The organism is Roseovarius sp. AK1035, assembly GCF_003288315.1.
Classification (GTDB): domain Bacteria; phylum Pseudomonadota; class Alphaproteobacteria; order Rhodobacterales; family Rhodobacteraceae; genus Roseovarius; species Roseovarius mucosus_A.
Genome location: NZ_CP030099.1, coordinates 2,201,252 through 2,221,790, shown reverse-complemented (window position 1 = coordinate 2,221,790; position 20,539 = coordinate 2,201,252). Strand labels below are relative to the sequence as shown.

Sequence of the window (20,539 nt, the reverse complement as noted above, 5' to 3'; positions counted from 1 at the left end):
ACATGTTGACTGTCGTGCAGGCCTTTGATCGTGCACCGATCGCCCAGATCGAAACCGACGATGCCGCCGCGCTGGAGCGCAAACTTCAAGCCGCCAGCCGCGTGTTCGGGGAGCGCGATGGCTGGCTCAAGCCGCATCAGCGGGTCGCGATCCTGCGCAGGCTGGCGGTTCTGATGGAGGGCAGGCGCGACCATCTTGCCATGCAGATCGCGCGCGAGGGCGGCAAACCTCTGCCTGATGCCATCGTCGAGACCAATCGCGCCATTGATGGCGTTCAAAACGCCGCTGACGAACTGCGCACCTTCGCCGGCCGGGAAATCCCGATGGGGCTGTCGGCGGCGGCGGACGACCGCTGGGCCTTCACCACAAAAGAACCCATCGGCATCGTCGCGGCGATTTCCGCATTCAATCACCCGCTGAACCTGATCGTGCATCAGGTCGCCCCAGCCATCGCAACCGGCTGCCCCGTCATCGTGAAACCGGCAAGCGCAACACCGCTGTCCTGCCTCGACGTCGTGGCGCTGGTCCACGAGGCCGGCCTGCCCGAACCTTGGTGCCAGACCTTCGTCACTAATGACAATACGCTCGCCGAGAAGCTGGCGACCGACAGCCGGGTTGCCTTCCTGAGTTTCATCGGCTCGGCAAGGGTCGGCTGGTCCCTGAAGGCCAAGCTCGCGCCGGGAACACGCTCGGCGCTGGAACATGGCGGTGCCGCACCAGCCATCATCGACCGCAGTGCCGATCTTGGCAAGGTCATCGAACCGATTGTCAAAGGTGGATACTACCATGCCGGTCAGGTCTGCGTATCGACACAGCGCATCTACGTTCACAACGATATCGCCGACGATTTCACGCACCGCTTGGTCGCCCGCGTTGACACGCTGCGCACGGCTGATCCGACCCTTGAGGATACCGAGGTCGGACCGCTGATATTGCCGCGCGAGGCCGACCGTGTCGCAGATTGGACCCGCGCGGCAGTGTCAGGCGGGGCGGTCCTCGCGACCGGAGGCGAACGCCTGTCCGAAACCACCCTGAGCCCGGCGGTGCTGCTGGATCCGGCCCATGACGCGAAGATGTCCATGCTGGAGGTCTTTGGCCCCATTGTCGCGGTCTATCGCTACGATGATCTCGACGACGCCATTCGCCGCGCCAACGCGCTGCCGACGGCCTTTCAGGCCAGCATCTTTGGACAGGACATCGGTGTCGCCCTACGCGCGGCCAACCGCCTTGATGCTTCGGCGGTCATGATCAACGACCCGACGGCCTTTCGGACCGACTGGATGCCTTTTGCGGGCCGCAGGGAATCCGGATACGGCACCGGTGGCATCCCTTTCACGATGCAAGACATGACACAGGAAAAGATGATCCTGATGCGCAAGAGTTAATGGAAAACAGCCCCAAAACAAAGCTGCCCGAGGCGGCATGTGCACCGGCACGCAGGAAAGCCCGCCCTGCTTCCCCAATTGTCTGCCCGTACGTTTGCACAAGGACGGCGCTTTTGACGCGGCTTGTGCGCGTCCGGTCAAGTTGCGCTTAGTCTGATCTGATCACGCATGGAGCAGTCTCATGGTTGAAGTCGTCGCCCGGTTCGTAGAAGGCAATATGATGCGGCATGTATCGACCATGTCGCTGACGTCGAGTATCGGCTTGATGGCGATTTTCGCCGTAGACCTTATCGACCTGTTCTTCATCTCCATGCTTGGGCAGGACGCGCTTGCCGCAGCGGCCGGGTATGCCAGCGTGGTGATGTTCTTCGCGAGCGCGATCAATATCGGGCTTTCGATTGCAGCAGGCTCACTGGTGGCCAATTCGTTGGGAGCCGGCAAGACTGTTCCCGCACGAGAGCACGCGTTCAGTGCCAGCATATTCGCCATTGCCTTCGGACTTCTGATCCCCCTGTTGGCGCTGCCTAATCTGGGCTATCTGCTGGGGCTTCTCGGCGCCTCCGGTGAGGTGGCCGACCGCGCAGCGGATTACCTGTGGATTATCCTGCCGGCCACCGTCTTTTCCGGGTTGGGCATGACCACGGTGGCGGTGCTGCGGGCCTATGGAGACAGCAGGCGCGCGATGTTTCCGTCATTGACCGGGGCGATGGTCAACGGGGTGCTCGACCCGATCTTTATCTTCACGCTGGGGCTGGGCCTTGAAGGGGCAGCCTGGGCAACTGTTGCGGCAAGGTTCGCCACCATGCTGATGGCGCTGTGGCCAACCATCCGGCTTTACAATGGTTTCGCAATCCCGCGCATCGGTTGTTTCCTTTACGATATCCGCGAGGGCATGCAGATCGCGCTTCCAGCCATCTTGGCCACCGTCGCCACGCCGGTTGGCACCGCCATTGTCACCCGCGAGATGGCCAAATACGGGACCGATGCGGTGGCCGGCATGGCGGTGATCAACCGGATGTCTCCGGTCGTGTTTGCCGTAGTGCTTGCGCTGTCGGGTTCGATCGGGCCGATCATGGGGCAGAATTTCGGGGCCGGGCGGCGTGACAGGGTGCGGGAAGCCTTCTACGACGCGGTTATCTTCTCGGCGATCTACGTCCTGGTGGTCTCGATCATCCTGTTTCTGTTTCGGGGACAGATCGCCGATTTCTTTGGAGCCAAGGGCGAGGCACGGGCGCTGATCCTGCTGTTCTGCTGGCCATTGGCGCTGGCCAGTTTTTTCAACGCGGTGATCTTCGTGGCCAGTGCCTCGTTTAACAACCTCGGGCATCCAAGTTATGCGACTTGGGTAAACTGGGGACGCCAGACACTGGGCACCCTGCCGCTGGTGGTGATCGGCGGGGCACTGTACGGGGCGACAGGGGTGCTTATTGGACAGGCGGTCGGCGGCATCATCTTTGCCTTGATCGCGGGATGGCTGAGCCTTTGGATGATCACCGAGCAATCGCACCCGCTAAAGCAGCTTAAGTGTCGGTTCCAATTGCAACGGCGCATGCACGAAATGTATCAAGAGGTAGGGTGAGCAGGTTTTCCCTGCGTGGGAAAAATGTCAGGGCCCTGCGCAAATTCCGGTTCGGCGCGCTCATAGTCACTGGGGCTGCCAATGTCGATTGACGCCAGTGCGAATTTTTCGATGATTTGAGCGCAGGCTCAGGCTGGACCTATGTATGCTGCGGATCGCAGATAGAAAAACACCGCGAACAGGATAACGGATTTCAGATAAAATGTGCCTTTGAAAGCAACCATCGCGCTTTCCAGCTATAGCTGCGGGCTGATCTTCTGACGCGATGCGCCCGCGGCACCAAAAGCACCCCTAGGACCTTTGCGACAGAACCCTTGTGGCGGCTGTCAGTCCGCCGGAACCGACGCATGGCGCAGAACATCGCGAATATCAGTTTTGGACAAAAGACCGTCTTCAACAGCGATATCGGCCAGCGGCTTGCCCTCGGCGAGTGCCCGTTTGGCCATGGCCGAAACACGTGTATACCCCAGTTCTTTGAGGAAAACGGTTGAGACGCCGAAGGATTGCGCGAGGTTGAGATAGCTGCGGTCCTCATCCACCTCCAGTCCGACGATGCAGCGCGCCGCAAAGCGTTGGGCGGCGGCGGTGATCAACGCCATCTGCTCAAAGAGAGACAGGGCGATCAGCGGTTCGAAATGGTTGATCTCCATCTGGCCAGACTGCGCGGCGATGGCGATGGCGGCATCATGGCCATGCACGCGCATCCAGACCTGTTGGACGGTCATGGGGATCACCGGATTGACCTTGCCTGCCATGATGGACGAGCCGGGTTGCACAGGCGGCAATCGCAATTCGCCCAAACCCGACGCGCCGTCGCTGCCAAGGATCACCAAATCCGCGGCAAGCTTGGCCATAATAGCGGAAAGATTACGAAGTTCTGCCGAAAGGCGCACAAACCCGTCGGCGGCATGCATGGCATCGAATGGGTCCTCCGCCAAACGGATTTCCATGCCGAACACCTCTGACAGAGCGGGGGCAATGGCGCGGCGATAGCCCGGAAATGCGCCAAGACCTGTCCCGATTGCGGTGCCGCCCATCGGGACGGTGCGCAAGGTCTCAACAGCGCTTTGCACAGCCGTCAATGCGCGTGACAGGGCACTCGCGTGACCCAAGAAATATTGCCCCCATGTCATCGGTTGGGCCGCCTGCATGCAGGTCCGTCCCGTGCGCAACATGTCGTTAGTTTCATCAGCCTTGACGCGCAGAGCCGAAATCAAGATTTCTATTGCTGCGGTAATGGACGGCCCTGTCAGAACACAGGCCAGCTTCACCGCTGTCGGAAGGGCATCATTGGTGGACTGGCTGCAGTTGACGTGATCGTTGGGATTGACGCGCACATAACATCCCGGTTTGTCGCCCAGGATCTGGCCCGCACGGTTTGCGATCACCTCATTGAAATTCATATTGGTGGATGTGCCCCCCGACCCTTCTAGAAGGGCTGTGGGGAATTGATCGGCATGACCGCCAGCCACGATCTCGTCACAGGCGGCGATGATGGCATCTGCCACGTCTGATGCCAAAGCACCCACCTCTTGATTGGCCATGGCTGCCGCGCGTTTGACCAGCGCCATGGCGCGCATGAAATCAGGATAGGCCGAGAGAGGCAGCCCCATACCGGCAAAGTTTTCCAATGCGCGTGCGGTATTGGACCCATAGAGTGTGTCATCAGGCAACTGGACGTCGCCAAGGCTGTCGGATTCAGTGCGATAAGTCATGAGCGCCTACAGGATCTGAGCAAGGAATTGCTGTGTGCGGGGGTCTTGAGCGTTGTCAAAGAAGGTCGCGGGTGGGCCGGACTCTACGATCACCCCGCGATCGGTGAAGTAAATGCAATCTGCGATCTCGCGGGCAAAGCCCATTTCATGCGTGACGAGGATGCAGGTCATGCCATCTGCTGCAAGGTCCTTGATCGTCGTAAGAACCTCTTTCACGGTCTCGGGGTCAAGCGCGGCGGTCACCTCGTCAAACAGCATCACGTCAGGGTTCATGGCAAGCGACCGCGCGATTGCAACGCGCTGTTGTTGGCCCCCGGACAACTCGCCGGGGTAGGCATCTTCCTTGCCGTTCAAACGGACCTTGGCAATCAGCGCCAGCGCGCGTTTTTCCACCTCTGCGCGGTCTTGGTTGAGCACTTTAATTGGTGCCATCATCACGTTTTGTAAGGCGGTCTTGTGCGGGAAAAGATTGTATTGCTGGAACACCATGCCAACCTTCTTTCGTAGGGCGAGTTTGTCCAGCTTTGGGTCGTTGACCTCTAACCCCTCCACGGTGATCGAGCCTGCCTGAATGTCGTTCAGCGCATTGATGCAGCGGATCAGGGTCGATTTTCCCGAACCCGACGGCCCGATGATACAGACCACCTCGCCTTTCATCACGTCGAGCGAGATACCTCTGAGCACTTCGACAGCGCCAAAGGATTTGTGCACGTCTTTCAACGACACGATTGGCTGTTGGGGGGTCCAGGTCATGGAAGCCTCGCTCATAGTTTCACCGAGTATTTTCGTTCCAGAACGCGCGTCAAAGAGCTGATCGGGTAACAATAAAGGAAGAACCAAGACAGAATATAAAGGTACATCGGGATCAGAAGATCAGCGCGCCCTTCAGCACTCAGCGCAGCGCGCGTCAGGGCCATAACATCATCAACCCCTATGATGGACACCAGCGGCGTCGCCATCGTCAGGACGGCGTAGAGATTCATCCAAGACGGCAGCACGCGCTTGACGGTTTGTGGAAGAATGATGTTCGTCAGGGTCATCCGGCGGCTGAACCCCAAGGATTCAGCAGATTCCCATTGGCCCGTCGGGATAGACAGGATCGCACCCCGCATGAATTCCGACGTATAGGCCATCACGGGCAACGACAGGCCGATCACAGCCTTGATCCAGCCGGGGAACGGGATCTTCACGCCGAAGATCTCGAACTGGAATGGGATCAGCAGAATGCAATAGAACAAAAGGACAAGCCAAGGCGAGTTGCGGAAGAACTGTGTGACAAGCCATGCAGACTGCCGTATCGGACGGATCTGCGACACCTGCAGAACACCCAGGAACACCCCCATAACCGTCCCTATCAGCATCGACAGAACGGAAATCAGGACGTTAAAGCCAAACCCTTTGGCCAAGGTGGGTGTCCATTCCAAAAGGATCATGTGGATCGTGCGTTCGTCTGGCGTTGCAAGCTGCGCAAAGGCGGGACCGATCAGCACGGCGGCCAAGGCCAGCACAAGCGCTGTAAGCGTCCAGAGATTGAAGAGCCGATCCGCAAGCGGCAACCCATCGGCGCGCAGGCGCATGGGCAGCATCACCGGCATGTGGCCGCGAACCTTGGGTTTCAGATGTGGGGAATACATGGTCATTCTCCGTATCCGGGGATGCGCAGCGCCTTTTCCCAACGATGCAGGACCCAGACCAGGATGGCGACCAGACCCACGTAGGACACCAGCAAAACGTTCATCATCTCGCGCACGTTCAGATCCTCGGACCAGATCTGCGCCGAGACATAGAGCAGTTCCGGCACGGCAATCGCATAGGCGAGCGTTGTGGTCTTGACCAGGTTCACCAGATTTGTCCCAAGCGCCGGCAATGAGACGCGCACCGCCAGCGGCAGCACGATATCGGTATAGATTTGCAGGCGCGTATACCCGAGCGCTTCGGCGGCCTCTACCGTAGAACGCGGCACGGCCTCGACCCCTGCGCGAAAGATTTCCACATTCAAAGCGCCCGCAAACAGCGACAGCGAGATGATGGCCCATCCGAAATTGCTGATCAAAGGCTGCGGCAAACCATTCTCGCCGGTGATCCGGAGCACCGTGCCAATGGCAAAGTAAAAGAAGTAAAGCTGAACCAGTGGAGGGGTGTTGCGAAAGAACGCGACAAAAAGCCCGACAGCCACCCGTAACGTGCGTGACGGTGCGCCTTGGACAGCGGCCCCCAGAACGCCGACCACGAGCGACAAAAAGATCGACACGACCGAAAGTTTGATCGTCATCCAGAGGCCAGAAACATAGCGACCGCGATTGTAATCGTCACTGACCACGGCAAGGTTCAAGAACCAGTCGGGGCGCAGCCAGTCGATAAGGGGGTTAACAAAGTCCATCGGATCGGATCACCTCTGTCGCAGCGCAAAGAGATGCCCGGCAGAGACAGGCGCTGCCGGGCAGTTCAGCAAGGACAGGTTATTTCAACCTGTCGTGCTCTGCCTGCAGGAACGGGCTGGGCGCGATGCCATTTGCGGCGTTCCGTTCGATCAGATAGCCGGATTTGTGCCAATCGGTGACGATCTCGCTCATCAATTGACCATAGGGTTGGTCAAGCTCTTCCAGCGGGACTGCGATGGACCATGCCTGCGGATCTTCGGTTGGGAAAGGCATTTCAAACTCGGCCCATTGTGCGTCAGAGGCCAGTTGCGATTCGATCCACGTATTGTCGTATAGAAAGGCGATGCAGCTTCCGTTCAAGAGTGCCGCTGTCGCCTCTGGAATGCCTGCAAAAGCGACCAGATTGGGGCCATAAAGTTGCGTGACTCGCTTGTTATAGTAAGAGCCTTGCAGCGCGCAGACGTCTGCGCCCTTCAGATCTTCCCAATTCTTGAGACCCGCGGCCTTGGGCGCCAGAACATTGGTGCCGCCGGCGTAGTAATTCGGCTCGATCATGCCGATGACTTGACGCCGCTGTTCGTTATCGCCCATCGTTGCGATGATCAGGTTGATACGCCCTTGTTGCAGGAATTCCATGCGGTTAGACGCGACCACCGGGACCAGCTCGACCTCGACCCCCAGCCGCTCGGCGACATCCTTGGCCAGGTCGATCTCAAGACCCTGCAACTCGCCGTCAGAGGTCAGATACCCCCAAGGCTTGTAGTCCTGCTTGACGCCAACGACGATCTTTCCGGCATCCTTGATATCTTGAAGAGCGTCGGCCATGGCGGCGGTGCTGGTCAAGGTGGCCACAACGGCGGTCAGTGCAGCTTTAATATAAGTCCTCATTCCACTCTCCTGTTGTCTGGTGCCAACACGTCTTGCGTGCTGCTTCGGAAGTGATGAAGTTTTGCCTCTGACGAGTCCAGAAAAAAATTGCATTTGTTATTTTTTACAAAGAAAAATTACACTTGCGCCAATTCAGTCTCCGCATAACACTGCGGGTGCCGAGGTAAGAGGTTTGCCGGTTATGAAAATTGACGAAAAGTTAACCCAAGCGTTGCCAAACCTGCCGCGCAAGTTGGCCGTCGCGGCCCGCTATGTGCTTGATAACCCAGAGCGGATTGCAGTGGATTCGATGCGCTCTGTGGCTCAGGCCTGCGGTGTGGCCGCCCCGACGATGCAACGACTTGCGCAACATATGGGATATGAGGGCTACGATGGGTTTCGACAGGACTTTCAGAAACTGTTGATGGGGCGCGGCTTTGGGGCGCGGGTTGACGCATTGCGCAGCACCTTTCAGAGTGACTCATTGGCTAAACTGGTCAGTCACATGACAGAGGCCGCTCAGAATAACATCGCAGAGGTTGCCGCGCATCTTGAGCCAAAGGAGGTTGGGGCCTTTGTTGCCGCTGTCCGTCGCAGCGGGCGCACCTATGTGATTGGCGCAGGCTCCATGTATTGGGCAGCTGGTATGATCGAGGCAACCGGACGACTTGCGGTGCCCGATCTGGTGTCTTTGCCTGCAGGCACCGTGGCGGCGAGCGAGCGTATTTCGACAATCTCCAGTAGCGATACTGTGCTCGCACTTGGAATCGCGCCCTATTGCGCCCAGACAATTGACGCCATGCAATATGCACGTCGCGCGAGTGCGTCAGTTTATGCCATCACCGACAGGCCCAGTTCGCCATTGGCACCCTATGCGGACGGGCTCTTTCTGGCACCGACGGCAAGTCCGCATTACTTTCCGTCAGCCATCGCTGTGCAACTTGTCGCAGAAATTCTATTGGCGGCCTGTGCCGCAGCCAGCGGTGACGCCTCACGGCATCGGCTACGGCAATTGGATGAAATCCGACGCTCCAGCGGTGCCTATCTCGACGAGTAGCGCAACGACCAGTCTCGACACTGCGCCCCGGTCGAATTCCGTTTTGATCCTGATCCGCACGTCATCGTCAGTTGGCTCAGGAACCACGCGAGCACGAGCTGCACGACCAGATCAAGGCTGCGCCAAGCTCGAACCGTCAGGTTCGCGCATCAGACCTGTGTCGCGTCACCGGGCAAGCCGCTTGTGGCGCTCGGGTCATCAAGGTCATTCGGCAAGGCTCGACCCTTGAAGGCTAATAATGGGAAATAAAGCCTGATGGTTACGCAGCATGTCCATGTTGCACTGCCTCGCCCCAGAGACGCGACTGCGCCATCAAATCGATCACCGGCGGCGGCCTCGCTTAATGTCACCAAACCCGTGTTCACCCACGGCTTCTTGCCTGACGAAAGGCACCGGGTGCCTGGCCTGTCCACCGCCGGAAGCTTCTCGAAAAGCTACTGGCATCGCGGTAGGCCAACACAAGTGCGATCGCGTCAACGCCAAGGGTTGTCTTGGTCAGATACCTAATCGCAATATCCTGCCGTGTCGCATCTAACTCTGCTTGAAAAGACGTCTTTTCCTGCCGCAGGCGGCGTTGCAGCGTGCTGCGGCTGATCCCAAGAGAGATGGCAACGTCTTCGGCACCTGTGCGCCCAGAGAGCATCAGATCGGCCAATGCTGCCCGCACCCGCGCGGCGGCGGGCAAAGGATCATTCTGGGCCGCCAGCTGTAGCTTCAGGTCTGCCTCTACATCCGCCCAAAGGGCGGGGTTTTCGGAAATGAAACGGCGTTTCGCGTCCTCTGGCGAAAAGGTGACAAAGGTTGTAGCCGACCGCTCGGGCATGATCCCCAGATGGCTCGCGATCTGTCGCCTTTCCTCTTCTGAGCCGTCGAACCCCGCCGCAACCGGGCAAACAAAATGAGCGGTGGCCCCCCGAATGTTCTCCAGCATGCAGACAAGCTGCAAGGCGCCAAGGCTGGGTGGCATCGGACTATGGATATCGACGCTGTCATACTCTGCGCGCAAGAGCTGGCCATCCTTGAACACCTGCATCCGGGTCGGACCCAGCAGGGACTTGAATTGTGCCAGGCGCGTCAGGCCAGTTTCCAGGTTTGGGGCACAGGAAAGGGTGAAAAAAACCGGGATCACCGGACCCCGGGAAATCGCGACCCCCAGATAAGGGACGAAATCGCGACGGGGCGAGAGGCGTGCAATGGTGTTCCAGGCCTCGAAATACTGGCCAGCCGTCACGCGCAATTCGCTGCGGTCCTGCGCAAGTTTGGCCAGACCTGCCGTCTCGAGCATCACTTGCGGATCGATGCCAAGGATCCGGCAAGACACGTCGGTTCCCATGAAAAGGGAATAGGTCTGTGGGCTGTCCATCGGCTTGGTCCTTGAGGAGTTGGCCATTTATGCCACGGGGGAAAGACCAAGACCATATCCGCAGGGCCGTCTGACCCGATTTGCCAGTGATTGACCACATCTGCATGTCGCTCTTGCTAAGTGCTGGATTTACACTCTCAGGGCGCGCGGTGTCACGCCACGTCCACGAACCGATTGGAGTGAAACATGCTACTCACGGTGAACGGTAAAAGTCATGATGTTGATTTACCATCTGACATGCCCCTTCTTTGGGTTTTGCGGGACGGGCTGAACGTAACGAGTGTGAAGTACGGATGTGGCATCGCGCTCTGCGGTGCTTGTACGGTCCATATTGGCGGCGATGCCGTGCGCTCCTGTCAGGTGTCCTTGGGCGATGTCTGGGCAGACGTCACGACGATCGAGGGGCTGGGAAGGCCCGGCGCTCTGCATGCGGTGCAGGTGGCGTGGATCGCGCATCAGGTGGCGCAATGCGGGTACTGCCAATCCGGCCAGATCATGCAGGCCGCCGATCTTCTGGCGCGCAATCCCGAGCCATCCGATGACGATATCGACGCCGCGATGTCGGGCAACCTGTGCCGCTGCGGGACCTACCCGCGCATCCGCGCCGCTGTCCACGCCGCGGCCAGCGCGATGCGGGAAGTGTGAGGGATGGGCCGCGCCAGAACCATCGCCCGCCGCAGCTTCCTGATCGGATCCGCCGCCATTCTGGGCGGGGTCGCCTTCGGGGCCTATTTCGTGTCCCGCCCGATCGCTAATCCCTTGCGTGACGGTCTGGCACAGGGCGAGGCCGCATTAACCCCTTTCGTCAAGATCACACCGCAAGGCATCACGTTGATCGTGCCGCGCGCCGATGTGGGCCAAGGCATCGCCTCGACCCAAGCCATGCTGATTGCCGAGGAGTTGGACATCGACCCGGCCACCGTCACGCTCGACCCCGGCCAGCCGCATCAGGCCTATTTCAACGGCGTCATCGTGGGTGAAAGCATGCCCTTCCCGGCATGGGAGCATGGGGCGGTGGCCAACACTATGCGCGACGTGATGAGGAACGTCGCACGCCTGACCGGCTCTCAGTTCACCGGCGGTTCCTCATCGGTCGCCGATCTGCACGAAACCCTGCGCCTCGCTGGTGCCACTGCCCGCGAAACTCTCAAGGCCGCTGCATCGGCGCGCACGGGCGTGCAGCGCGCCGACCTTCGGACCGAGGACGGGCAAGTTGTTTTGCCAGACGGCACCCGCATTCCCTACACCGAGCTTGCCGGCGAGGCGGCGGCCATCGCGCCTTTCACCGACGTAACGCTGCGCCCTGCCTCCGACTGGACGCGCTTGGGCAAACCCTATCAGCGCCTCGACATCGTTGCGAAATCAACCGGCACGCAGGATTATGGCATCGACTTGGTGCTGCCCGGCATGCTGCACGCCACTGTGCGCGCGAACCCGGGGCGTGGTGGGGCCATGGCGGGTTCTAACGCCGATGCAGCGCTTGCGATGCAGGGCGTGCGCGCGGTCGTTGCGGTAAACGAGGGGCTGGCGGTCATTGCCGACAACACTTGGTTCGCGTTTCAGGCGGCGCAGGCGCTAGAGGTCGATTGGCTGCCCCCCGACCATCCCGCCAGTTCCGCCGAGATGTGGCAGGCGCTGTCAGCTGCCCGCACGGACGCGTTTCGCAACAGCCGCCTGCGCGACGACGGCGATGTCGAGGCGGCGCTCGCCGGGGCCACCGTGATCGAGGCGGAATACCGCACGCCCTTTCTCGCCCATGCCGCGCTCGAGCCGCTTAGCGCGACGGTGCTGGTCGAAGCGGAGAGCGTGCAGATCTGGACTGCAACGCAGATCCCCGCCGTGGTGCGCGATGCGGCGGTGGCGCTGACCGGCCTCGATCCGTCGCAGGTCACACTTCATGCCCTGCCCGCAGGCGGCAGTTTCGGTCGCAGGCTCGACCATGACTATGTGGTGCAGGCGATCCAGATCGCCGCAACCATGCCCGGCACGCCGATCAAGACTACCTGGAGCCGAGAGGAGGACATGACGCACGATTATCCCCGCCCCCTGCACATGGCTGTTGGCCGGGGCGCGGTGGGGAATGGCCGGGTGCTGGCCTATGATCTCGACAGCGTCAGCCCCTCGCTCATCTCGTCCTGGTTCGGGCGCATCTCCAGCGTGCCGCCGGGGCCCGACACGATGCTGGTCTGGGGGGCCTTCGACCAACCCTATGCCATCCCCAACTATCGCGTCACCGGCTATGCCGCGCCGCAGATGATACCGGTCGGGTCGTGGCGCTCGCCCGGGGCCTGCTCCAATACCTTCTTTCACGAAAGTTTCCTGTCCGAATTGATCCATGCCGCCGGTGCCGACCCCTTGGAGGAGCGCCTGCGCCTGATCGCCGACCCCGATAGCCGCCGCGTGCTCGAGGCGGTGGGCGAGATGGCGAACTGGGCGGGCGCTGACATCGGGCCGGGGCGCGGGCGCGGCATCGCCTTCGCCCATACCCACGGCGTGCCCGTGGCCGAGGTTCTTGACGTGACCCTGACCGAGCGGGGCATTCGCATCGACGAGGTCTGGATCGCCGCCGATTGCGGCACCGTCTTTGACCCCGCGAACGCCGAGGCGCAATTGACCGGGGCCGCGATCTTTGGCCTTGGCCATGCGATGAACTGCGAACTGACCTACGAAAACCACGCCGTGCAGCAGACCAATTTCGATGCCTTCGAGGGAATGCGCCTGAACCAGACGCCGCGCTTCCACACGCAGCTTTTGGGGCGCGCCGAGCGGGTGCGCGGTTTGGGCGAGCCCGCGACCGCGCCCGCCGCCCCTGTCCTCGCCGATGCAATCTTTGCCGCGACGGGCCGACGCCTGCGCGAAATGCCGTTCAGCAAATTCATCAGGTTCGCATGAGAGCGCTCATGCCCTTGAAGCGGCACCTGCATGCTTGCTGCGCATTCTGGCGGGCCCAACCCTCATCCCAGATCAAATAACGCGCGGGACAGCCCCGCCTGACGCGAACGAAAAGGAAAACCCATGGACCAAACCATCTATCCCCAAGGCAGCACAGCGCTTCTTTGCGTCGATCCCTATAACGATTTCCTCGCTGAGGATGGCAAGATGTGGCCCGCCCTCAGCGAGGTCTCGAAAGCCGTTGATCTGCATGCCAACCTGATCAAGATCCGCGCGGCCGTGCGAGAGGCCGGACATCCGATCTTCATCCTGCCCCATCACCGCCACCGCGCCGGCGATTTCGAGGGATGGGCACACCTGACGCCGTTTCAGGCGGCGGCGCATGACCACCAGATGTTCGCCGAGGGGAGCAGGGGCGGTGACTGGTACGAGGGATTCGGCCCCGACCACGGCGACATTGTCGTCAAGGAACACTGGGGCGCCTCCAGCTTTGCCAATACCGACCTTGATGTGCAGCTGCGCCAACGCGGGATCACCCATGTCATCTTTATCGGGGCGATCGCCAATACCTGCACCGAAGCGTCAGCCCGGTATGCGGCCGAACTTGGCTATCATGTGACCCTTGTTCGCGACGCAACGGCGGCCTTGTCCCCGGATGCGCTGCATGCCGCGCATGAGATCAACGGCCCAACCTATGCCCACGCCATTCTCACCACGGCAGAGGTGGTGGGGAAACTGCGTTCACGGGCATAGACATCATCCGCTTTGATGAGGCTGGCTAGATAGCGGACCTTGTGGTGATGATCCGCCCGATAGCTGCCATCATAAGGCTGGGCGAAGACGCCGCGCGCCGCAGGGCAACCGCGAACCAAGCTGCTCAAGACCAGAGCGCCGAATAGGGTGTTTGAACCGTCGAGATTGCGAGCGTTTCACGAGGCCATGAATAGATTGTTTGCCAATATATACTTGGTGATCCTCTTGGTGATCAAAGCGCGCAATCAGGCGAAAGACTTTGTTTTCTTCAAAGGACTTACCCATGACAAACAGAAATCTTTGCGCTCACCAGGACAAGCTCGGGTATGTACCCTCGGCCGATTTGGAGCGGCGAAACCAACACTCTCGATCTTCACACTATCGGCGCCGCTCTTGATATCAGCCTTGGCCAGTCAGACCTTGTCCGATAGGCTTGGGCTGCTTCATTTGCCTATTTCAGATCACCTTTGAATAGTGTTCTGATGGGGCACGGAACTTAGCATCTGGAACGGCTCATTTTCGGGCGGCGATCCATCAATCAATCGGAAGCCCTATGGCCGAAGCACGCGCGGTTTTTCTGGAGGGGAACCTCTTTCGTCATATCACGGTGATGGCGCTGACCTCGTCGGTGGGTCTGATGGCGGTTTTCGCAGTCGATTTCATCGACATGGTCTTTATCGCGATGCTGGGCAACGCGGAACTGGCGGCGGCGGTGGGCTACGCGGGCGCGATCCTGTTCTTCACCACCTCCTTTGGCATCGGCATGGCGATTGCGGCGGGCGCACTGGTGGCCCGGGCGCTGGGACAGGGCGACGCCGAGCTGGCCCGCGCGCAGGCGGCGGCAGCGCTTGTCTGGGGGGTGGTTTTTGGCGCGGTCTTCGCGGCGACGGTCTGGCTGAACCTTGCGGGACTGGCGGCGCTGATGGGGGCTACGGGCGAGACGCTGGATCTCGCGGTGCATTACCTGCAAATCATCGTGCCCAGCCTGCCCTTTCTGATCGTCGGCATGGTGGGCGGTGCGATCCTGCGCGCCCATGGCGACGCGCGCCGCGCGATGATGGCGACGATCTGGGGGGCGCTGGTCAATGCGGTGCTGGACCCGATCCTGATCTTCGGCCTTGGGCTCGACCTGACAGGTGCTGCACTGGCCAGCGTGGCGGCGCGGCTGGTGATCGCGGGCACTGCGCTGATCCCGATCTTTCGCCATCACGGTGGGCTGGTGCGGCCCGGTCTACCAGAGATGTCCATCGCCTTCGTACCGATCGTGACCATCGCAGCCCCGGCGATCCTGACCCAATTGGCGACGCCCGTCGGACAGGCCGTCGTCACCCGCGCCATGGCCAGCTTCGGCGAGGCGGCGGTGGCAGGCATGGCCATCGTGGGCCGGATGACGCCGGTGGCCTTCGGCGTCATCTTTGCGCTGTCGGGTGCCATCGGGCCGGTAATCGGCCAGAACTTTGGCGCGGGGCGGATGGACCGGGTCCGGCAGGCCTACCGCGATGGGCTGCTCTTCTGCGCCCTCTTCACCCTTGCGATGACGGCGCTGCTGTTTGCCTTGCGCGGGCCCATCATTGCGCTTTTCGGGGCTGAGGGGGTGACGCGCGACCTGATCCTCCTGTTCTGCGGACCGTTGGCGCTGGCGTTTTTCTTCAACGGGGTGATCTTCGTCTCGAACGCGGTCTTCAACAACATGGGTCACCCGTTCCGCTCTACCTGGATCAACTGGGGGCGGCACACGCTGGGCACCGTGCCTTTTGTTCTTGCGGGCGGTGCGCTGTTTGGCGCGTCGGGGGTGCTGATCGGGCAAGCGGTGGGCGGCGTGATCTTTGCCGGTGTGGCGGCGCTGATGGTGCGGCGGATGATGGACCGCAAGGCAGGTGCGCCGCCCCCGGAAAAGCCGTTCGACCGGCAGGCGCGGCTGATGAGCCTGATGCACAGGCGCCGGTGACTCTGCGCGGCGGCCTTTTCGATAGGGTAACCAGGGTCGACCATCCGTCATAGGTATGTCGGCGAAAATGGCCCAGCCGATGCCGCACGACGCGTCCCAAGACCGATGCCAATCAGTCCAATCGCCCCCTGCCACCCGGCAGATTACCTGTTGCCAGACAGCAAAACTCCACACATCCCTCGGGGCAAAGCGCGCTCGCGACCATCAAGCCTATGTTTTCGCTAAGCAGGCTTGCATCTGAACTTGGCACCCTCTGCCCGCCAACCGAAATGCCAGCAACGCTGCACAGGCGGCTGGCGCGGTGCGTGCCTCGCACGGGGCGTAAAGCCGCGCGCAGAAGGTGCTTACATTGGGGTATGAGCAGAGAAAGCATGGACGGCTTTATCCACGCAAAACAACGGCCTATGTCATAATCATGGTGCCCGCGGCCGGACTCGAACCGGCACGGCCATACGGCCGGGAGATTTTAAGTCTCATGTGTCTACCATTCCACCACGCGGGCACGAGGGGCGCGGGCGGACAATATCCGCTTTGACGGAGGTGTAAAGCCATAGCCGGGCCTACGCCACGGATCAGATCACATCCGAGAGCGCATTTTCCTTGACCGCCTGCATCGCCACATAGGTCGAGGTATTGGCCAGATGCGGCAGGGTCGAGATATGTTCGGCAAGCACCCGGCGATAATCGGCCATGCTCTGCGTGCGAATTTTCATAAGGTAGTCGAAATTGCCTGCAATGAGATGCACTTGCTCGATCTCGGGGATCTTTGACACGGCGGCGTTGAATTCTGCCAAGGCCGCTTCTCGGGTGTCGTGCAGGCGCACTTCGACAAAGCTCACGTGATCGAGGCCGAGGCGGATAGGATCAAAAAGCGCGCGGTAGCCGGTGATGACACCATCGCGCTCGAGCCGCCTGAGCCGCGCTTGGGTGGGGGATTTTGACAGACCTATCTCGCGTGCCAGCTCTGTGACGCTGATCCGGCCGTCCCCTGCCAGAACCCGCAGAATCGCCCGGTCAAAGCGGTCGAGGTCAAGCTGTTCGTTTTGATCCATCATATGCTCCAAATTCAAACCATCCGACCTGAGATTTCATTCTAATCAGGAAAAGTCACTGGTTCAATGATGCTATGATATGCCATCCAACCATGGGGATCCGCATGCCATACGACACCGATATCCGCCGCGCCATCGAGTTTGCCACCTATGCAGATGAGAGCGAGACATTGGCACGCCTGACCGCTGCCGCAAACCTCTCTGAGGCAGACCGGGCGCGGATCTGCGCGCGCGGTGCCGCGCTTGTTCGGTCCATCCGCGGGCAATCGAGCCCGGGGCTGATGGAGGTGTTTCTGGCGGAATATGGTCTCTCGACAGATGAGGGCATCGCGCTCATGTGTCTGGCAGAGGCGCTTTTGCGTGTGCCCGATGCCGACACGATCGACGCGCTGATCGAGGACAAGATCGCGCCTTCGGACTGGGGCAAGCATATGGGGCATTCCACCTCGCCGCTGGTCAATGCCTCGACCTGGGCGTTGATGCTGACCGGCAAGGTGCTCAAGGATGAAAAGCCCGGCCCCGTGGGCCATCTGCGCGGGGCCATCAAGCGGCTGGGCGAGCCGGTGATCCGCACTGCCGTGGGCCGCGCGATGAAGGAGATGGGCCGCCAATTCGTGTTGGGCGAGACCATTCAAGGGGCCATGGACCGCGCGGCGGGGATGGAAAAGAAGGGCTACAGCTATTCCTATGACATGCTGGGTGAGGCGGCGCGCACTGATGCGGATGCCACCCGCTATCACCTCAGCTATTCGCGCGCCATCACGGCGATTGCCAATGCCTGCACGCAGGCCGACATTCGCAGCAATCCCGGCATTTCTGTAAAGCTCTCGGCGCTGCATCCGCGCTATGAGGTGGCGCAGCGCGAACAGGTCATGGCGGTTCTGGTGCCGCGTCTGCGCAGCCTCGCGCTCTTGGCGAAATCAGCCAAGATGGGGCTGAACATCGACGCCGAAGAGGCCGATCGCCTGTCGCTCTCGCTGGATGTGATCGAGACCGTTCTGGAAGAACCCGCGCTTGCCGGATGGGACGGGTTTGGTGTGGTGGTGCAGGCCTATGGCCAACGCGCGAGCCACGTGATCGACTTTCTCTATGATCTGGCCACGCGGCTTGACCGCAAGATCATGGTGCGTCTGGTCAAAGGCGCCTATTGGGATACCGAAATCAAGCGCGCGCAGGTGGCGGGGATCGACGGGTTTCCGGTCTTTACCTCCAAGGCCGCAACCGATGTGAGCTATATCGCCAATGCGCGCAAGCTTTTGTCGATGACCGACCGCATCTATCCGCAATTCGCCACTCATAACGCCCATACCGCCGCCGCCATCCTTGATATGGGCAGCGACAAGGGCGCGTTTGAATTTCAGCGCCTGCATGGCATGGGCGAGGCGCTGCATGACATCATCCTCAAGGCAGAGGGCACGCGGTGCCGGATTTATGCCCCAGTGGGCGCGCATCGCGATCTCTTGGCCTATCTGGTGCGGCGACTGCTGGAAAACGGGGCGAATTCCAGCTTTGTGAACCAGATCGTCAACGAAGACGTGGCCCCCGAAGAGGTCGCGCGCGATCCTTTTGTGGCGGTGAACGATCCGCAGCCGCACTTACCCAAAGGCCCGGACCTGTTTCAGCCCGAACGGCCCAATTCGCGCGGCTTTGATCTGCGCCATCAACCGACGCTCGACCGGATTGAGGCGGCGCGCGCGCCCTTTGCGCAGCATCGCTGGGAAGCGGCACCGCTGATCGCGGGCATGGCTGCACCCCAAACCCCCGAAACGGTCGAGAACCCGGCAGATCCCGCAGACATGCCGGGCACCGTAGCCTGGGCCAGCAAGGCCGACATCGAGGCGGCGCTGGCCGCCGCAGCGCCATGGAACGCACCTGCCAACGCCCGAGGCGTGATTCTGAACCGCGTGGCGGACCTCTATGAGGAAAATTACGGCGAGATTTTTGCGCTCCTGGCCCGTGAGGCCGGGAAATCCATCCCAGATGCCGTGGCCGAATTGCGTGAGGCGGTGGATTTCCTGCGCTACTACGCCGCCAATGCCCCCGAAGAGGCCCCTGTCGGCACCTTTACCTGTATCAGCCCGTGGAATTTCCCTCTGGCCATTTTTACAGGCCAGATCGCGGCGGCGCTGGCCGCTGGCAATGCCGTGTTGTCGAAACCTGCCGAGCAGACGCCGCTCATCGCGCATTTGGCCGTGGGCCTCATGCACAAGGCGGGCGTGCCTGCCACGGCGCTGCAACTGTTGCCCGGTGCGGGCGATGTGGGGGCAGCACTTACCTCTGACGCGCGTGTGGGCGGTGTGGCCTTTACCGGCTCGACCGAAACCGCGCTGAAAATCCGCGCGGCCATGGCCAAGCATCTGGCCCCCGGTGCGCCGCTCATCGCGGAAACCGGCGGCATGAACGCGATGATCGTAGACAGCACCGCGCTGCCCGAACAGGCCGTGCAGGCGATTGTCGAAAGCGCGTTTCAATCGGCCGGTCAACGCTGTTCGGCGCTGCGCTGCCTTTATGTGCAAGACGACATCGCGCCGCATTTCCTAGAGATGCTGACCGGCGCGATGGATGCGCTGAACGTTGGCACCCCTTGGCATTTGAGCACCGATTGCGGGCCGGTGATTGACGAAGAGGCGCGCGCCGGAATTGCCGCGCATATCCAGACCGCGCGCGCCGAAGGGCGGCTGTTGCACGAGCTGAAGACCCCGAACGCAGGCACCTATATTGCCCCCACGCTGATCAAGGTTGGTGGGATCGGCGAGATTGAGCGCGAAATCTTTGGGCCCGTCCTGCATGTGGCCACGTTCAAATCCGGCGATCTTGACCGGGTGATCGGCGCGATCAACGCCACCGGCTATGGTCTGACCTTTGGCCTGATGACGCGGATCGACGACCGCGTGCAGCATGTGACCGAGGCGGTGCATGCGGGCAATATCTATGTCAACCGCAACCAGATCGGCGCCATCGTCGGCAGCCAACCCTTTGGTGGCGAAGGCATGTCGGGCACCGGGCCCAAGGCCGGCGGGCCGCATTACCTCACGCGCTTTACCGCGCGCGCAGCGCCGGAACAGGGCGAAAAGTGGACCGAGGCCATGTCGGCCAATGCCGCGCAAAAGGCGCTTGATGCGGCCAATGCCGCCGCCCGCACGCCGCGCGCCGCCCTAGTTCTACCGGGGCCGACGGGGGAATCTAACCGCCTGACCAGCCATGTCCGCCCTGCACTTCTTTGCATGGGGCCGGGGGCAGATCTGGCGGCAGCGCAGGCCCGCGCGGTTGAGGGGCTGGGCGGGGTGGCGGTGATCGCCACGGGCCGCGTTGACCCCGAGGCGCTTGTGACCATGGGCGGCCTCTCTGGCGTGATCTGGTGGGGATGCGAAAGCGAGGCGCGCGCCTATGCCGGGGCCATGGCGCGGCGCGCAGGTCCGATATTGCCGCTTATCACCGGGTTGCCCGATACCGGCCATGCGCTCCACGAACGGCATGTCTGCGTGGATACCACTGCGGCGGGGGGTAATGCGGCGCTTTTGAGCGGGATGTCCTGAGCCTCGGGTGG

15 protein-coding genes and 1 tRNA gene are annotated in these 20,539 nt (G+C 61.2%); 8 read left to right on the top strand and 8 right to left on the bottom strand.

Going from position 1 to position 20,539, the window contains the following annotated elements:
• The first annotated feature begins 2 nt into the window (after positions 1-2).
• Both RAK1035_RS10635 and RAK1035_RS10630 read left to right on the top strand, forming a co-directional pair.
• Complete coding sequence (locus RAK1035_RS10635; protein ID WP_008279975.1) at positions 3-1,385, top strand: aldehyde dehydrogenase family protein; 1,383 nt, start codon at positions 3-5, stop codon at positions 1,383-1,385.
• A gap of 181 nt (positions 1,386-1,566) precedes the next feature.
• On the top strand, positions 1,567-2,964 hold the full coding sequence (locus tag RAK1035_RS10630; RefSeq protein ID WP_008279974.1) for an MATE family efflux transporter: 1,398 nt from the start codon (positions 1,567-1,569) through the stop codon (positions 2,962-2,964).
• Positions 2,965-3,290: 326 nt separating this feature from the next.
• Here RAK1035_RS10630 and RAK1035_RS10625 read toward each other — a convergent pair whose 3' ends face one another.
• The 5 genes from RAK1035_RS10625 to RAK1035_RS10605 all read right to left on the bottom strand — a co-directional run bounded on the left by RAK1035_RS10625 (position 3,291) and on the right by RAK1035_RS10605 (position 7,948).
• Complete coding sequence (locus tag RAK1035_RS10625; protein WP_008279973.1) at positions 3,291-4,679, bottom strand: aspartate ammonia-lyase; 1,389 nt, start codon at positions 4,677-4,679, stop codon at positions 3,291-3,293.
• A gap of 6 nt (positions 4,680-4,685) precedes the next feature.
• A complete protein-coding gene (locus RAK1035_RS10620; RefSeq protein WP_112303147.1) occupies positions 4,686-5,432 on the bottom strand; it encodes an amino acid ABC transporter ATP-binding protein in 747 nt (248 codons plus the stop codon).
• Positions 5,433-5,443: 11 nt separating this feature from the next.
• Positions 5,444-6,319, bottom strand: a complete 876-nt coding sequence (locus tag RAK1035_RS10615) for an amino acid ABC transporter permease (protein WP_008279971.1) — start codon at positions 6,317-6,319, stop codon at positions 5,444-5,446.
• The gene (locus RAK1035_RS10610) at positions 6,316-7,059 is read right to left on the bottom strand and encodes an amino acid ABC transporter permease (protein WP_008279970.1); all 744 of its coding nucleotides are present in this window, start codon (positions 7,057-7,059) and stop codon (positions 6,316-6,318) included. The genes RAK1035_RS10615 and RAK1035_RS10610 overlap by 4 nt, the downstream gene beginning before the upstream one ends.
• A 79-nt stretch (positions 7,060-7,138) precedes the next feature.
• Positions 7,139-7,948, bottom strand: coding sequence for a transporter substrate-binding domain-containing protein (locus tag RAK1035_RS10605; protein ID WP_008279969.1), 810 nt, complete (start codon positions 7,946-7,948; stop codon positions 7,139-7,141).
• A gap of 181 nt (positions 7,949-8,129) precedes the next feature.
• Between RAK1035_RS10605 and RAK1035_RS10600 the strand changes: the two genes are divergently transcribed.
• Complete coding sequence (locus RAK1035_RS10600) at positions 8,130-8,984, top strand: MurR/RpiR family transcriptional regulator (RefSeq protein ID WP_008279968.1); 855 nt, start codon at positions 8,130-8,132, stop codon at positions 8,982-8,984.
• A gap of 361 nt (positions 8,985-9,345) precedes the next feature.
• On the opposite strand, the gene RAK1035_RS10595 is transcribed toward RAK1035_RS10600, so the two are convergent.
• Positions 9,346-10,347 carry an AraC family transcriptional regulator gene (locus tag RAK1035_RS10595; RefSeq protein ID WP_008279967.1) on the bottom strand — a complete coding sequence of 334 codons (1,002 nt, stop codon included), beginning with the start codon at positions 10,345-10,347 and terminating at the stop codon, positions 9,346-9,348.
• Positions 10,348-10,533: 186 nt separating this feature from the next.
• Between RAK1035_RS10595 and RAK1035_RS10590 the strand changes: the two genes are divergently transcribed.
• The 4 genes from RAK1035_RS10590 to RAK1035_RS10570 all read left to right on the top strand — a co-directional run bounded on the left by RAK1035_RS10590 (position 10,534) and on the right by RAK1035_RS10570 (position 15,940).
• Positions 10,534-10,992: a (2Fe-2S)-binding protein gene (locus RAK1035_RS10590; RefSeq protein WP_037297125.1), complete on the top strand. Its 459-nt coding sequence runs from the start codon at positions 10,534-10,536 to the stop codon at positions 10,990-10,992.
• Positions 10,993-10,995: 3 nt separating this feature from the next.
• Complete coding sequence (locus RAK1035_RS10585; protein ID WP_008279965.1) at positions 10,996-13,239, top strand: xanthine dehydrogenase family protein molybdopterin-binding subunit; 2,244 nt, start codon at positions 10,996-10,998, stop codon at positions 13,237-13,239.
• A gap of 123 nt (positions 13,240-13,362) precedes the next feature.
• Positions 13,363-13,992, top strand: coding sequence for an isochorismatase family cysteine hydrolase (locus RAK1035_RS10580; RefSeq protein WP_008279964.1), 630 nt, complete (start codon positions 13,363-13,365; stop codon positions 13,990-13,992).
• A 553-nt stretch (positions 13,993-14,545) separates the two neighbouring features.
• The gene (locus RAK1035_RS10570; protein ID WP_008279963.1) at positions 14,546-15,940 is read left to right on the top strand and encodes an MATE family efflux transporter; all 1,395 of its coding nucleotides are present in this window, start codon (positions 14,546-14,548) and stop codon (positions 15,938-15,940) included.
• Between the two features lie 416 nt (positions 15,941-16,356).
• Here the strand turns inward: RAK1035_RS10570 and RAK1035_RS10565 are convergent.
• A tRNA-Leu gene (locus tag RAK1035_RS10565) sits at positions 16,357-16,442 on the bottom strand.
• A 70-nt stretch (positions 16,443-16,512) separates the two neighbouring features.
• Positions 16,513-16,995 (bottom strand): Lrp/AsnC family transcriptional regulator, encoded by a 483-nt coding sequence (locus tag RAK1035_RS10560; RefSeq protein WP_008279962.1) that lies wholly within the window; start codon positions 16,993-16,995, stop codon positions 16,513-16,515.
• 101 nt (positions 16,996-17,096) lie between these two features.
• On the opposite strand from RAK1035_RS10560, the gene putA reads away from it, so the two are divergent.
• Entirely contained in the window at positions 17,097-20,528 is a 3,432-nt protein-coding gene (gene putA / locus RAK1035_RS10555; RefSeq protein WP_037297310.1) for a bifunctional proline dehydrogenase/L-glutamate gamma-semialdehyde dehydrogenase PutA, read from the top strand.
• The last annotated feature ends 11 nt before the right edge of the window (positions 20,529-20,539 follow it).